This window comes from Bradyrhizobium sp. SZCCHNR1017 (assembly GCF_032381375.1).
Lineage (GTDB): Bacteria > Pseudomonadota > Alphaproteobacteria > Rhizobiales > Xanthobacteraceae > Bradyrhizobium.
This window is the reverse complement of sequence record NZ_JAUHIR010000022.1, coordinates 53,438-66,740: the sequence shown is the minus strand read 5'-3', so window position 1 is coordinate 66,740 and position 13,303 is coordinate 53,438. Positions and strand designations below refer to the sequence as shown.

Annotated in this window: 14 protein-coding genes; 8 read left to right on the top strand and 6 right to left on the bottom strand. The window is 66.3% G+C overall.

The window, feature by feature from the left end; all coding sequences use genetic code 11:
- The first annotated feature begins 11 nt into the window (after positions 1–11).
- Genes QW863_RS32940 through QW863_RS32930 form a run of 3 tightly spaced genes read left to right on the top strand, consistent with a single transcriptional unit; the run spans position 12 to position 2,990 of the window.
- The gene (locus QW863_RS32940) at positions 12–1,082 is read left to right on the top strand and encodes an ABC transporter substrate-binding protein (RefSeq protein WP_315718116.1); all 1,071 of its coding nucleotides are present in this window, start codon (positions 12–14) and stop codon (positions 1,080–1,082) included.
- Entirely contained in the window at positions 1,079–1,786 is a 708-nt protein-coding gene (locus QW863_RS32935) for an SDR family oxidoreductase (protein ID WP_315718115.1), read from the top strand. Before QW863_RS32940 ends, QW863_RS32935 begins: the two co-directional genes overlap by 4 nt.
- A 34-nt stretch (positions 1,787–1,820) precedes the next feature.
- Complete coding sequence (locus QW863_RS32930; protein ID WP_315718114.1) at positions 1,821–2,990, top strand: mandelate racemase/muconate lactonizing enzyme family protein; 1,170 nt, start codon at positions 1,821–1,823, stop codon at positions 2,988–2,990.
- Positions 2,991–3,244: 254 nt separating this feature from the next.
- Here QW863_RS32930 and QW863_RS32925 read toward each other — a convergent pair whose 3' ends face one another.
- The 3 genes from QW863_RS32925 to QW863_RS32915 form a co-directional block, all read right to left on the bottom strand.
- The gene (locus tag QW863_RS32925; protein ID WP_315769834.1) at positions 3,245–4,186 is read right to left on the bottom strand and encodes a transposase; all 942 of its coding nucleotides are present in this window, start codon (positions 4,184–4,186) and stop codon (positions 3,245–3,247) included.
- A 302-nt stretch (positions 4,187–4,488) separates the two neighbouring features.
- Positions 4,489–4,869, bottom strand: coding sequence for a response regulator (locus tag QW863_RS32920; RefSeq protein ID WP_315718112.1), 381 nt, complete (start codon positions 4,867–4,869; stop codon positions 4,489–4,491).
- Positions 4,870–4,923: 54 nt separating this feature from the next.
- Positions 4,924–5,778, bottom strand: a complete 855-nt coding sequence (locus tag QW863_RS32915; protein WP_315718111.1) for an MJ0042-type zinc finger domain-containing protein — start codon at positions 5,776–5,778, stop codon at positions 4,924–4,926.
- Between the two features lie 214 nt (positions 5,779–5,992).
- On the opposite strand from QW863_RS32915, the gene ftsE reads away from it, so the two are divergent.
- The 4 genes from ftsE to QW863_RS32895 all read left to right on the top strand — a co-directional run bounded on the left by ftsE (position 5,993) and on the right by QW863_RS32895 (position 9,362).
- On the top strand, positions 5,993–6,652 hold the full coding sequence (gene ftsE, locus QW863_RS32910; protein WP_006615648.1) for a cell division ATP-binding protein FtsE: 660 nt from the start codon (positions 5,993–5,995) through the stop codon (positions 6,650–6,652).
- The gene (locus QW863_RS32905; RefSeq protein WP_315718109.1) at positions 6,645–7,613 is read left to right on the top strand and encodes an ABC transporter permease; all 969 of its coding nucleotides are present in this window, start codon (positions 6,645–6,647) and stop codon (positions 7,611–7,613) included. Before ftsE ends, QW863_RS32905 begins: the two co-directional genes overlap by 8 nt.
- A gap of 255 nt (positions 7,614–7,868) precedes the next feature.
- Positions 7,869–8,582 carry a YdcF family protein gene (locus tag QW863_RS32900; protein ID WP_315718108.1) on the top strand — a complete coding sequence of 238 codons (714 nt, stop codon included), beginning with the start codon at positions 7,869–7,871 and terminating at the stop codon, positions 8,580–8,582.
- Positions 8,583–8,594: 12 nt separating this feature from the next.
- The gene (locus QW863_RS32895; RefSeq protein WP_315718107.1) at positions 8,595–9,362 is read left to right on the top strand and encodes a lysophospholipid acyltransferase family protein; all 768 of its coding nucleotides are present in this window, start codon (positions 8,595–8,597) and stop codon (positions 9,360–9,362) included.
- A 3-nt stretch (positions 9,363–9,365) separates the two neighbouring features.
- On the opposite strand, the gene QW863_RS32890 is transcribed toward QW863_RS32895, so the two are convergent.
- Positions 9,366–9,962 carry a gamma-glutamylcyclotransferase gene (locus QW863_RS32890; RefSeq protein ID WP_409977989.1) on the bottom strand — a complete coding sequence of 199 codons (597 nt, stop codon included), beginning with the start codon at positions 9,960–9,962 and terminating at the stop codon, positions 9,366–9,368.
- 99 nt (positions 9,963–10,061) lie between these two features.
- Between QW863_RS32890 and QW863_RS32885 the strand changes: the two genes are divergently transcribed.
- Positions 10,062–11,246, top strand: coding sequence for a DUF2125 domain-containing protein (locus QW863_RS32885; RefSeq protein ID WP_315718105.1), 1,185 nt, complete (start codon positions 10,062–10,064; stop codon positions 11,244–11,246).
- 2 nt (positions 11,247–11,248) lie between these two features.
- On the opposite strand, the gene QW863_RS32880 is transcribed toward QW863_RS32885, so the two are convergent.
- Both QW863_RS32880 and hisC read right to left on the bottom strand, forming a co-directional pair.
- Positions 11,249–12,184, bottom strand: coding sequence for a prephenate/arogenate dehydrogenase family protein (locus QW863_RS32880; protein ID WP_315718104.1), 936 nt, complete (start codon positions 12,182–12,184; stop codon positions 11,249–11,251).
- Complete coding sequence (hisC, locus tag QW863_RS32875) at positions 12,181–13,278, bottom strand: histidinol-phosphate transaminase (RefSeq protein ID WP_315718103.1); 1,098 nt, start codon at positions 13,276–13,278, stop codon at positions 12,181–12,183. The genes QW863_RS32880 and hisC overlap by 4 nt, the downstream gene beginning before the upstream one ends.
- Positions 13,279–13,303: the final 25 nt, after the last annotated feature.

Sequence of the window (13,303 nt, the reverse complement as noted above, 5' to 3'; positions counted from 1 at the left end):
AGGAACGAAGGATGGTTTCGCGCAGGTCATTCCTGAAGAGCAGTGCCGGCGCGGCGCTGCTGATGAGCGGCGCGCCGGCCGGCCTGATGGCGGCGGACGCGAAGAAGCTTCGCTTCGGCGTCGGGCTCAAGGCGCTCAACGCCACTATCATCAATTGCGTGATCGGCGAGGCGCTCGGCTACAACGCGCAGGAAGGGTTCTCGCTCGACGTCCAGGCGCTCGGCACCAATGCCAACGTCCAGGTCGCGACTGACCGGGGCTCCGTCTTCGTCGGCGTCGGCGTGCCGTCGACAGCGCTGCCGCTGCTCGCCAAGGGCGAATGGAGTGGCGCGAAACTGTTCTATCAATATACCTATCCGTACAAATGGGACATCGCCGTCCCGCCCGGCTCGGGGCTCAAGAGCTACACGGACCTCAAAGGCAAGAAGATCGGCGTGTCCGACTTCGGTGCCACCGAATATCCCGTCACCAAGAACGTGCTGAAGGCGCTGGGCCTGGATCCCGAGAAGGATGTGAGCTGGGTCGCGGTCGGCAACGGCACGCCGGCGGGCGTCGCCCTGCAGCGCGGCGTGATCGATGCGCTCGCTTATTTCGATACTGGCTTCGGCCAGATCGAGGCGGCCGGCATCGAGCTGGCCTATCTGCCGCGTCCGACCACGATCCCGATGGTCGGCGGCCAGTTCCTGATGGCGATGCCGCAGACGTTCGAGAAGGACAGGGATCTCCTGGTCGGCTTTGGCCGCTCGGTGTGCAAGGCGTCGCAATTCCTGCTCGCCAATCCGACCGCCGGCGCCAGGGCCTTTCTCAAGATGTACCCGGAGACGGCGCCGCGCGGTGCCAGCGAGGACGCGGCGGTCAAGGCCGTGCTGCAGTCGATCAGCCGCCGCATCAAGCTCTACGCGCCGCCCTATGCCGATACGAAGATGGGCGGGATCAACGAGCAGGAGTTCCGCACCGAGGCCGCGATGAACGGGCTGGACATCACGGACTATGCTGCGCTCTACACCAATGAGCTGATCGACAAGATCAACAATTTCGATGCGGTGAAGGTCAGGGCCGAGGCGGCTGCGTACAAGGGATGACGGCACAGGACCACGACAGCAGCTCGGGCCTTCGCCATGCGGTGGTGACCGGAACCAGCTCGGGCATCGGCCGCGCCATCGCCGAGCGTCTGCTGGCGGACGGCTGGCGCGTGACCGGCATCGACCGCGCGGCCTCGGTGCTGTCGCACGAACACTTCGGTGGCTTCGAGGCCGATCTCGCCGAACCGCAGACGCTGATCGCGCGCCTTGCTGACGTCGGCGCCGTGACCGCGCTGGTCCACGCCGCCGGCTACATGCGTGTCGGCCGTCTCGGCGAGTTGCAGGCCGAGAGCAGCGAAGGGATGTGGCGCGTCCATGTCGGCGCCGCGGAGGCGCTGGCCAATGCGCTGGCGCCGCGCCTGCGCGAAGGCGGGCGCATCGTGCTGATCGGCAGCCGCACCGCCAATGGCGCGGCCGGCCGCAGCCAATACGCCGCGACCAAGGCGGCACTCACCGGCCTCGCGCGCTCCTGGGCGATCGAGCTGGCGCCGCGCCTGATCACCGTCAACGTCGTCGCACCGGCTGCGACCGACACGCCGTTTCTGCGCGATCCCAGCCGCGCCGGCATCGCCCCGGTGCTGCCGCCGATGGGGCGCTACGTCGATCCGGTCGAGGTGGCTGCGCTCACCGCCTTCCTGCTGTTGCCGGAAGCGGGCGCCATCACCGGCCAGACCATCACCATCTGCGCAGGCGCCTCGCTCTGAAACGGCGCGTGCGACCCCGACCAGGAGAATGACCATGACCGTTCGTATCGTCGACGTCCGCGAGGTGACGAAGCCGATCTCGTCGCCGATCCGCAATGCCTATATCGACTTCACCAAGATGACGTCGAGCCTGGTCGCGGTCATCACCAATGTCGAGCGCAATGGCCGGCCCGTGGTCGGCTACGGCTTCAACTCCAACGGCCGCTACGGCCAGGGCGGCTTGATCCGCGAGCGCTTTCGCGCGCGCCTCGTGGAAGCTGACCCGACATCGTTGCTCGATGCCAGCAAGGACAACATCGACCCGGACAAGGCCTGGGCGGCGATGATGATCAACGAGAAGCCCGGCGGCCACGGCGAGCGCTCGGTCGCGGTCGGCACGTTGGACATGGCGATCTGGGATGCGGTCGCCAAGATCGCCGACAAGCCGCTGTTCCGTCTGCTCGCGGAGCGGCACGGCCGCAAGGCCGAACCGCGCGTCTTCGTCTACGCTGCCGGCGGCTACTACTATCCCGGCAAGGATCTCTCGGCGCTGCGCCGCGAGATGTGCGGCTATCTCGAGCGTGGCTACACTGTCGTGAAGATGAAGATCGGCGGCGCGCCGATCGACGAGGACCGCCAGCGCATCGAGGCCGTGCTCGCCGAGATCGGCCCCAACAATCAGCTCGCGGTCGACGCCAATGGCCGCTTCGACCTGGAGACTGCGATCGCCTACGCCAAGATGCTGCGCGACTATCCGCTGTTCTGGTACGAGGAGGCGGGCGATCCGCTCGACTATCACCTGCAGGCGACCTTGGCCGATTTATATCCCGGCCCGATGGCCACCGGCGAGAACCTGTTCAGCCACCAGGACGCGCGCAACCTCATCCGCTACGGCGGCATGCGCCCCGATCGCGACTGGCTGCAGTTCGACTGCGCGCTGTCCTACGGCCTGTGCGAGTATCTGCGCACGCTCGACGTGCTCAGGACCTATGGCTGGTCGCCGTCGCGCTGCATCCCGCATGGCGGTCACCAGATGTCCCTCAACATTGCCGCCGGCCTCGGCCTCGGCGGCAATGAGAGCTATCCCGACCTGTTCCAGCCCTATGGTGGCTTCCCCGACGGCGTGAAGGTGACCGACGGCCACATCACGATGCCCGACCTCCCCGGCATCGGTTTCGAGGGCAAATCCGATCTCTATGCCGAGATGCGCGCGCTCAGCGCGTGAAGCTGAGCGGGGCGTCCGACGGCCGCCCCAGCGTCATTGCGAGCGCAGCGAAGCAATCCAGATGGTCTCCGCAGAGGGATTCTGGATTGCTTCGCTGCGCTCGCAATGACGGAGGAGAGAGGATCAGTTCCTTCAGCGACCTTTACGCAGGCGCGAGCCCATCAGGCACGTCCGCGCTCCATCGCACCCATCGCTGTCGTCCCGGGCAAGCCGCGATGGCGCGAAGCGACGGCGTGGCGCCGACCCGGCAACTGTTATGTTGATGGAGTGATCGCATGAGGTTTTCGGTCGCGCATCATGGCATTCAGGATGGTTAGAAGCTTCCTGGCGACGGCGATGAGGGCGAGCTTGGCGGGTTTACCGGCTTGGCGCAGACGGTTGTAAAAGATCTTGAAGCGATCGGCGCGGCGGACGGCGTTGAGGGCGGCCATGTAGAGGGCGTCGCGGACACGCTTCCGGCCGCCGCCGATCTTGCGCTTGCCACGATACGCCCCGCTATCGCGATTGAAGGGAGCCAGGCCCGCAAGAGCGGCTACCTCCTTTGGCCCGAGATGGCCGAGTTCCGGCATCTGGGTGATGAGTTGCATGCAGGCGACGGGTCCCACACCGGGCACGGAGCGCATCAGCTGTGCCTGCTCCGCAAGCACCGGCTCGGCTTTGATGAGCGCGTTGATCTCGGCCTCGATCTCGACGATCTCGTCATTGAGGACCTCGATCAGGCGGCTGATGCGTTCGGCCATGGCGCGGTCCTCGGCCTCGCTGCGGCGGTTCTTTTCCTGGGCGCGCATGGCAACCAGTTGATCCCGCCGTTTTGCAAGCCTCGCGAGGGCGCTTTGGGCAGGCGTCATGGCCTGCTCGGTGGCTGGCTGCATGGCGCGCCCAAAGGCTGCCAGCGTTCGCGCGTCGATCGGATCGGTCTTGGCGAGTTGGCCGCTGGCGCGGGCGAAATCGCGAGCTCGAGCCGGGTTGATCCGCGCAAAGCGGATGCCCGCCCGACGCAGGGCCTCGCGCAGTTCGAGGTCGTAGACACCCGTGGCCTCAAAGACCACCAGAACATCGCATCGCCAACGCGCCACCAGCTGTGTGATGGCCTGTGGCCCGTTGGCGATGCGCTCCGGCGCCCCCACGGCTTCATCAAAAATATCGAGATAGGGTTTGCAAACGTCGATTCCGACGCAACGAAAAGGTACGATCACGGTGCCTGTCCCTGTGATGCGAGGTCTGTTGGCGCAGCCTCGTGCAACTGTTCAGGTTGATAAATGGAACGGGCGGGAGACCGAGCCGGCTCACGGCGTCTAGCGCCAAGGACCCAACGGCTTCCCGCCCACCATCATCATGGCAGACTTTCCAGACACAGGGACCCATACCCCCAGGGCGATGTGATGGCGCGAGATGTGGGACCAGTCTTGTCCCTCAACGGCGGCGGTGGCTATGGATCCCTGCGTTTGCAGGGATGACAGCGCGGACTGCAGCAACGTCGAGGATCATCGTTGGCGCGCTACGCCTTCGCAGCCTTCGACGCCAGCGCGTCGGCGACCGCGGTGCGGATGTCGGCGATCGAGAAGGGCTTGGTGATGACGTCGTGAGCGATCGCGCTGAGATTCGACGCCCGCTCGCGCTGATGGGCGAAGCCGGTCATCAGCAGGATGGTCAGGTCGGGAAAATCGCGTGCCGCCGACAGCGCCAGCGCGATGCCGTCCATGATAGGCATTTGGATGTCGGTCAGCAGCAGGTCGAAGGCGCCGGCCTCGCGCGTCAGGATGTCGAGCGCCTCGGCACCGTCCTGCGCCGTCACGATCTCATGTCCATCCATGGCAATGGCGCGCGCGACCAGGGTCCGCATCGAATCTTCGTCGTCGGCGATCAGCACGCGCGACATGTCGTTTCGTCTCCGTGTCGTGGGCCCCGCGGGCGACCCACGAGACCGGAACCATCATGCACTGCCGGCGGCGAGATCGCGCCGGTTGAAGAACCGTATATCGATATTGCGGCCTTCGGGAGGGGGCGAGGCGAGCCGCGACTTGAACGTCGTGCGCTCGCCGGGCTTGAGCGCGGTCTGCTCGAGCAGCGTGTTCCAGGCGTAGATCTCGGTGCCCTGCGCGTCACGGACGCTGAAGCGCAGCCGCGGCAGGTCGACCGATTTCTTCGTCAGGCTGACGATCGTCCCCTCGATCACCAGCACCGGCTTGCCGTCGACGGTTTCGGTCGCCACCTTCAGGTCCTTGAAGGTCAGGCCGCGCAGGTTCACTTCGAGCCCGACCAGCTTGTAGAACGACGCCGTCTGCGGCAGCAGCCTGACGACGTCGGCGCGCCACACCACCAGCGCAATCGTGAGCGCCGCCATGGCGGCCGTCAGCACCGGCAGGTTCAACACCCTGTTGCCTGGGAAATCCGGCAACGTCGGGCGCCTGATGAGCTTGCGGAGACCGGCGAGGCGCGACGCCCCGCTCTGCGCCGGCTGCCCGGCATCGGCCGTGTCGTCGTCGGGCTCGGCGAGGGCATCCTCGGGCCAGCCGGCAGCCAGCGGCGGACTTTCCACGTCGGGCGTCCGTTCGTCGTCGTCTTCCTGGCGCGCGAGGGCTTCCCACTCGTCGGCCGCGTCACGGGGCGCGGCCGCCGCGCCGGCCTCCGCCATGGCAGGCATGGGGGCGGGCGCCTCGACCGCATCCTCCGGTCGTGCCAGCCAGACCTCCTTGCAACGGGAACAGCGTACGTTGCGGCCAGCCATACCCAGGGTTGCCACGTCGATGGCATAAGATGTCGTACAATGAGGGCAAACGATGAACATCGCGCCTGTTCTCCAACGGCCATTGCCGCTTTGTTTCCGACAGTTCGTGCTACAAGGACCGCCATGTCGACGAACATCGGAACTCAATCGCGCCAATGGTACACGGCGACCGTTAACGAACCGGAAACCATAACGGGCGCTCAATCGGGCCATCGTACCGCTGAGCTTGGAGCGTGCGGGTCTGCCGCGCACGCGGTCGAACGGAGCTGACGCTTTGGTTCGGTTCGAAAATGTTGGGCTGCGCTATGGATTGGGGCCGGAGATTCTCCGTGACCTCAGTTTCCAGATTCCGGCCCATTCCTTCCAGTTCCTCACCGGCCCGTCGGGCGCGGGCAAGACCTCGCTGCTCAAGCTGTTGTTTCTGTCGCTGCGGCCGACCCGCGGCCTGGTCAATCTGTTCGGCTACGATATCTCGCTGCTCAGCAAAGAGGAGATCGCCGATCTGCGCAAGCGCATCGGCATCGTGCTGCAGGACTTCCGGCTGCTCGATCACATGACGACCTATGAGAACGTGGCGCTGCCGTTTCGCGTCATGGGGCGGGATGAATCGAGCTACCGCAAGGAGGTCATCGACCTCCTGAAATGGGTCGGCCTTGGCGAGCGCATGGACGCGCTGCCGCCGATCCTGTCGGGTGGTGAGAAGCAGCGCGCGGCGATCGCGCGCGCCGTGATCTCGCGGCCGCAACTGCTGCTCGCGGACGAGCCGACCGGCAACGTCGATCCGACGCTCGGCCGCCGCCTGCTGCGGCTGTTCATCGAATTGAACCGCTCGGGGACGGCGGTCATCATCGCAACCCATGACATCACGCTGATGGACCAATACGAGGCCCGCCGGCTGGTGCTGCATCAGGGACGATTGCACATCTATGAGTAGCGTAGACGATCGCGGCCTCCTGGTCGATCTCGGCGACGACCGCCCGCAACTGCCGGCGCAGGCCCGCATCGTGTCGCCGATCGTGCCGCGCGCCTCGATCGCCGGCCGCGCGCTGGTCGCCGTGGTGGCGATCATGACCTTCCTGGCCTCGATCACGACCGGCGGCGTGCTGCTGGTCAGCGAGTCCGCGGCCGAGTGGCAGTCGGAGGTGTCGAGCGAGATCACCGTCCAGGTTCGCCCCAAGACCGGCCGGGACATCGAGCGCGACATTGCCCTGGTGACGGAGGCGATGCGGGCGCAGTCCGGAATCGTGGAGGTCCGGCCGTTCACCAAGGAGGAATCCAGCAAGCTGCTGGAGCCGTGGCTCGGCAGCGGCCTGTCGTTCGACGAGCTTCCGGTGCCGCGCGTCATCATCGCGCGCGTCCAGCCCGGCACCAGCTTCGACCTCAACGCGCTCCGCAGCCGCGTGACCCAGGTCGCGCCGACCGCCAGCGTGGATGACCACCGCGCCTGGATCGAGCGCATGCGCTCGATGACCGGCGCGACGCTTTTCGCAGGCTTCGGCATTCTGCTGCTGGTGATCGCGGCCACCATCATCTCGGTGTCGTTCGCGACCCGCGGCGCGATGGCCGCGAACCGGCCGATCGTCGAGGTGCTGCATTTCGTCGGCGCCGGCGATCGCTACATCGCCAACCACTTCCTGCGGCACTTTCTGCAGCTCGGACTGGAGGGGGGCGTGATCGGCGGCGGCCTTGCGATGCTCGGATTCGGGTTCTCGGAGTCGATCGCCAACTGGTTCTCCGGCACTCCCGTCGGCGATCAGTTCGCGGCGTTGCTGGGGACATTCTCGCTGCGCCCGCTCGGCTATGTCGCGATCGCGCTGCAGGCCATCGTGATCGCCGCGGTGACCGGCTGGGCCGCACGCCGCACCCTGTTCACGACGCTGGCGAGCATCGACTGATGGCGGCTTCTATCCCCAGCCGTCTCGTTGCGGATTTCACTTGGCCCGAAAACCGCCTAAAATCGTCTGCGCCGGGGTGAGGCAGGACGGGGTGAGCTGGGTCACGAACACGGCGGAGGTCGCGCGCCAGGATCGGCGGCGAGCGAACGTGATCGGGAGGCCGGCGAAACCTGCCTGCGTTCCCGGACTTGAACGACGGGATCGCGCGACGGCATGGCGCCGCGCGCAGGCAGGCAAGGACAAGCCAGGCGTTGCATGGAGCCGGAGACTGACCATAGCAGGCGAAAGCTGCCGCTCACCGTGGCGGTGTGGCGGACGCTCGCGGGCGCCGTGGCGACGCTCGGGGTCGGCTTCTTCGTCGCGGCGGTCGGCTTCGTCGGCTTCCTCTCGCAATTGCGGGGCGCCGAGATCCAGCCCGAGCGCAAGGCGGACGGAATCGTGGTCCTGACCGGCGGCTCGTCACGCGTATCGGACGCGGTGGAACTCCTGGCGGGAGGCTATGGCCGGCGGCTGCTGATCTCCGGTGTGCACCCGACCAACGAGGCCAGCGACATCACCCGGTCGCTGCCCGAGGCGCGATCATTCATCAACTGCTGCGTCGATCTGGATTATTCGGCGATCAACACCCGCAGCAACGCCGCGCAGACGCGGCGATGGGCGAGCGAGCGCGGCTTCAAGTCGCTGATCGTCGTGACGTCGAACTATCACATGCCGCGGGCCATCGTCGAACTGTCGCATGCGATGCCGAGCATGGATCTCATTCCCTATGCGGTCGTCGGCGAGAAATGGCGCGACGAGCCGTGGTGGACCAGCGCGCCGACGGTGCGGCTTCTGCTGTCCGAATATGCCAAATATGTCGCCGCCGAGATGCGGCTGCGGCTGGCCGATCTCGGCCTCGATCTCGCGCCCGAGTTCGATCCGCCAACCGGCTCGGTGTCGCGCCGACCGACGACGGCGCAAGCCAATTGAACTGGGTTTCTGATGGTCTCGATCTTCCTGCGTTCGCTGCTGTTCAACATCCTGTTCTACCCGAACTTCGTGCTCTGGGCGCTGATCGCGTTGCCGACCCTGGCTATGCCCCGCAAGGCGCTGCTGCGCGTCGCCAACTGGTGGGCGCAGAGCAACATCTTGTTGATGCGCGTCGTCTGCAACATCCGCGTCGAATATCGCGGCGTCGAGAAGATCCCGAAGGGGCCGCTGATCGTCGCCGCCAAGCATCAGTCGATGTGGGAGACGATCTCGCTGCTGCATTTCTTCGATGCGCCGTTCTTCGTTCTCAAGCGCGAGCTGCTGCGGATTCCCCTGTTCGGACAGTATCTCGTCAAGGCGGACATGATCGCGATCGACCGCAGCTCCGGCGCCCGCGCGTTGAAGCAGGTGATGCGGCGGGCGGCGGAGGAGGTGAAGCACGGCCGTCAGTTTGTGATCTTCCCGGAAGGCACCCGGCGTCCGGCGGGCGCACCGCCCGACTACAAGGGCGGGGTCGGCCTGATCTACACGGATTGCGGCGTACCCTGCCTGCCGGTGGCCCTGAATTCGGGTCTGTTTTGGCCACGCCGCACATTTCTGCGCTATCCGGGCACGCTCGTCGTGGAGTTTCTCGATCCGCTGCCGCCTGGCCTGCCGCGCGATGAGTTCATGGCGCGGATTCAGAGCGTCATCGAAGAGGCGACCGGCCGGCTCGTCGCCGCGGGGCAGGCGGAACAGGCGCAGTTGTTTGGCCGGGTGCCGGCACCGGTGAAGGCTTGAGGGCTATGTCTTGCTTGGCGCAGGATGCAGCGAGTGGCCGTCATCGTGCAGCATCGTCGCCAGCCGATGCAACTGCGCGTCGCGAAAGCCCTGCGCCTCGATCGCCTTCACGGTCGAGATCACGTAGTCGCGATTGGCGCCGGACTGGCCGTGACCCTGGCGTACATGGCGCAACTGCTCCTGCGGCGACAGCCGGCCTGCATATTGCACATGGCCGCGATCGACCACGTAGACCAGCGCGCTCACCCGCTCGCGCGCGTCGTTTTCAAGCCAAACCGAGCGCGTCACTTCGCGATAGACCGAGGTCACCTGCTCACGCGCCCGCAAATAGGCGATGGTCTCGTCGCGCTTGTCTGCTGCCACCCGGAACGCAATGCCGCGACACGCGCCGCCGCGATCGAGACCGAGCACGAGGCCCGGCTTCTCCGGCGTTCCGCGGTGGACGAACGAATACACACAGAGCGCGCGATGCTCGCCGATCAGCCGCGCCGGCACCTGCTCGAGAAAAGCGAATCCGGGCCGCCACATCAGCGAGCCGTAGCCGAAGACCCAGAGGTCGCCGTGGGGAAGGTCGCGTTCGGAGAGGGTCATTGCGGACATCAATGCGGAAGCCTAAGTGTGATGCTCGCGAATTGTTAATTTAGATACACAATCCGTGATCGCCGAATTGCCAAAATTGCTGCCCAAAGGGTGTCCTGCATGTCTCGTTTGCCGCAAGCGCGCCGCAGGCGCTCTCGTTGGGGGCTCTTCATAGCTCCCGTTCTGCTCCTGATCGCCGCTGTTGCGTGGAGCGCATTCTGGTTCTTCGCCGCTTCGCAAGTGGATGTCCAGGCCGACGCTTGGCGTGCGCGCGAAGCAAAATCGGGACGCGTCTATGACTGCGCGAAGCGCTCGGTCGCGGGCTTCCCGTTCCGGCTCGAGGTCCGCTGCACGGATCCGAGCGTGGACCTGTTCTCGCAGGCCGCCGGCACGCCTTTGATGAATGCCAAGCTCGACGAGATCCTCGTCGTCGCCCAGGTGTGGGACCCGAAGCGGCTCATCGCGGAGTTCAAGGGACCCGCGACGATCGCTGATGGGCGCGGACCGACCTCGTTCTCCGCGAACTGGCGCGTCGGCGAGGCCAGTGTCCGCGGCCTGCCAGGGCCGCCACAGCGCGCCGACCTCGTGTTCGAACAACCGACCATCGACCGCATCGAGGGCGGGACAGTCGTGCCCGCCGCGCGCGCCGATCACGTCGAGTTGCACGGCCGCTTCGCCGACGGCACGCCGTCCGACCATCCGGTGCTGGAGACTGCGCTGCAGATCGAAAGCGGCAGCATCCAAGGCAGCCATCCTCTGCTTGCCGAACCGTTCAATACCGACATCCAGGCCCGCGTCACGGGTCTCAAGGACTTCCGGCCCAAACCCTGGCCGGAGCGGTTTCGCGAGATCCAGGCGGCGGGCGGTCATGTCGAGATCGTCCAGTCGCGCATCCAGCAGGGCGAGCTGCTGGCCGTTGCGTCGGGCACGCTCAGCCTGACCGCCAATGGCGGCATTGATGGCGAAGTGCAAATGACGGTGGCCGGGATCGAAAAGGTCATTCCGGCGCTCGGTCTCGACAAGATGCTCGAAAACGGCGTGCCGCAGGGGACGCTCGATCGCGTAGCGCCGGGTGTGAAGTCGCAGGACGTCAACAACCTGCTCGGTGCGCTCGACCGCGCCATTCCCGGCCTCGGCAAGGTCGTCAAGCAGAACGCCAATGTCGGCGTCGCGCTCGGCATCAATGCGCTCGGCAAGGAGGCCACCCTCGAAGGGCGCAAGGCGCGGACCTTCCCGTTGCGCTTCTCCGATGGCGTCGTCGTGCTCGGTCCGTTCAAGGTCGCCCGCGTCCCGCCGTTGTTCTGACCTCAGCTCTTCTTCAACTGCGGCAGCGGCCGGCCGAAGTCCGGCGCCGCCGAATCCTGGCCGATATCGACGATGCCGCGGCGGATCGCACGGGTGCGGGTGAAGTGATCGAACAGCGCATCGCCGTCGCCGCGGCGGATCGCCCGCGTCAGCTTGGAGAGGTCCTCGGTGAAGGTGCCGAGCATGTCGAGCACCGCATCCTTGTTGCTCAGGAAGATGTCGCGCCACATCGTCGGGTCGGAGGCGGCGATGCGGGTGAAATCGCGAAAGCCGCCGGCGGAGAACTTGATCACCTCGGACTCCGTCACCTGCGCCAGCTCGTCGGCGGTGCCGACGATGGTGTAGGCGATCAGATGCGGCAGATGGCTGGTGATCGCGAGCACGCGGTCGTGGTGATCCGGCGTCATGATCTCGACCTTGGCGCCGAGCGCCGCCCAGAACGCGCGCAGATGATCGATCGCGCCGGCGTCGACGCCGTCGGGCGGCGTCAGGATGCACCAGCGGTTGATGAACAGCTCGGCGAAACCAGAATCCGGTCCCGAATTCTCGGTGCCGGCGACCGGATGCGCCGGCACGAAATGAACATGCGCTGGCAGATGCGGCGCCATGTCGCGAACGATGGCGCCCTTCACGGAGCCGACGTCGGAGACGATGGCGCCGGGCTTCAGATGCGGCGCGATCTCGGCCGCGACCGGACCGCACGCTCCGACGGGAATACAGAGGATGACGAGGTCGGCATCCTTGACCGCCTCCGCGTTGCTCGCCACGACGCGGTCGACGAGGCCGAGTTCGGCGACGCGCGCGCGAGTCTTCTCCGAGCGCGCGGTGGTGACGATCTCGCCGGCCACGCCCTGCAGCCGCGCCGCCCGCGCGATCGAGCCGCCGATCAGGCCGAAGCCGATCAGCGCGATGCGTTCGAACCGCCCCGCGACGCTCATTTCGCCCTCATGAATTCGCTGAGAGCCTCCACGACCAGACGATTGGCTTCCTCGGTGCCGATCGTCATGCGCAGCGCGTTCGGCAGCTTGTAGTTGGCGAGCGCGCGCAGCACGAGGCCGCGCCGGGTCAGGAATGCGTCGGCCTCGACCGCGGTCTTGCCCTTGTCGGTCGGGAAGTGGATCAGGATGAAATTGGTGACGCTCGGCGTCACCTTCAGCCCGAGCTTGCCGATCTCCTCGGTCAGCCAGTTGCGCCACGTTTCCGTGTGCGTCTTCGACATCTGCTGATGCGCGGTGTCCTCGATCGCGGCGACCGCGGCGAGCATCGCCGGCGAGGAGACGTTGAACGGCCCACGGATTCGGTTGATCGCATCGACGATGTGCGCCGGGCCGAACATCCAGCCGACGCGGAGCGCCGCGAGGCCGTGGATCTTGGAAAAGGTATGGGTGACGACCGTGTTCTCGGTCGTCGCCACCAGCTCGAGCCCGAACTCGTAGTCATTGCGCGCAACGTAGTCGGCATAGGCGGCGTCGAGCACCAGCACGACATGAGACGGCAGGCCGGCACGCAGCCGCTTGACCTCGTCGAACGGGATGTAGGTGCCGGTCGGGTTGTTCGGGTTGGCGAGCCAGACCAGCTTGGTGCGCGGCGTCACCGCGGCAAGGATGGCGTCGACATCGGTGCGATACTCCGTCTCCGCGGCAACCACGTTCCTGGCGCCGCAGGCCATGGTCGCGATCGGATAGACCAGGAAGCCGTGCGCGGTGGAGATCGCCTCGTCGCCTTGGCCAAGAAAGGTGTGTGCCAGCAGATTGAGGATCTCGTCGGAGCCGGCGCCGCAGACGATGCGGTCGGGATCGAGGCCGTAGGTGCGGCCGATCGCCTCGCGCAGCACCCGGGAGGTCCCTTCCGGATAATCTTCCAGATGCGTGGCCGCGCTCTTGAACGCCTCGATCGCCCTCGGCGAGGGACCAAACGGGGTCTCGTTGGCCGACAGCTTGAAAACCTTGCGGCCAGGCTCCGGCTTGGGACTCTTGCCCGGCGTGTAGGGCGCGATGTCGAGGATGCCGGGGTTCGGCACGGGGCGGTTCATCATCAACTCCGGAAAATCGTCACTG

Coding starts and splice junctions, on each gene's coding strand:
- QW863_RS32935 (WP_315718115.1), top strand. CDS start 1,079: ATGACGGCACAGGACCACGACAGCAGCTCGGGCCTTCGCCATGCGGTG.
- QW863_RS32890 (WP_409977989.1), bottom strand. CDS start 9,962: ATGTCCGCAATGACCCTCTCCGAACGCGACCTTCCCCACGGCGACCTC.
- QW863_RS32930 (WP_315718114.1), top strand. CDS start 1,821: ATGACCGTTCGTATCGTCGACGTCCGCGAGGTGACGAAGCCGATCTCG.
- QW863_RS32900 (WP_315718108.1), top strand. CDS start 7,869: ATGGAGCCGGAGACTGACCATAGCAGGCGAAAGCTGCCGCTCACCGTG.
- QW863_RS32905 (WP_315718109.1), top strand. CDS start 6,645: ATGAGTAGCGTAGACGATCGCGGCCTCCTGGTCGATCTCGGCGACGAC.
- QW863_RS32915 (WP_315718111.1), bottom strand. CDS start 5,778: ATGTTCATCGTTTGCCCTCATTGTACGACATCTTATGCCATCGACGTG.
- QW863_RS32940 (WP_315718116.1), top strand. CDS start 12: ATGGTTTCGCGCAGGTCATTCCTGAAGAGCAGTGCCGGCGCGGCGCTG.
- QW863_RS32880 (WP_315718104.1), bottom strand. CDS start 12,184: ATGAGCGTCGCGGGGCGGTTCGAACGCATCGCGCTGATCGGCTTCGGC.
- QW863_RS32920 (WP_315718112.1), bottom strand. CDS start 4,869: ATGTCGCGCGTGCTGATCGCCGACGACGAAGATTCGATGCGGACCCTG.
- QW863_RS32895 (WP_315718107.1), top strand. CDS start 8,595: ATGGTCTCGATCTTCCTGCGTTCGCTGCTGTTCAACATCCTGTTCTAC.
- hisC (WP_315718103.1), bottom strand. CDS start 13,278: ATGAACCGCCCCGTGCCGAACCCCGGCATCCTCGACATCGCGCCCTAC.
- QW863_RS32885 (WP_315718105.1), top strand. CDS start 10,062: ATGTCTCGTTTGCCGCAAGCGCGCCGCAGGCGCTCTCGTTGGGGGCTC.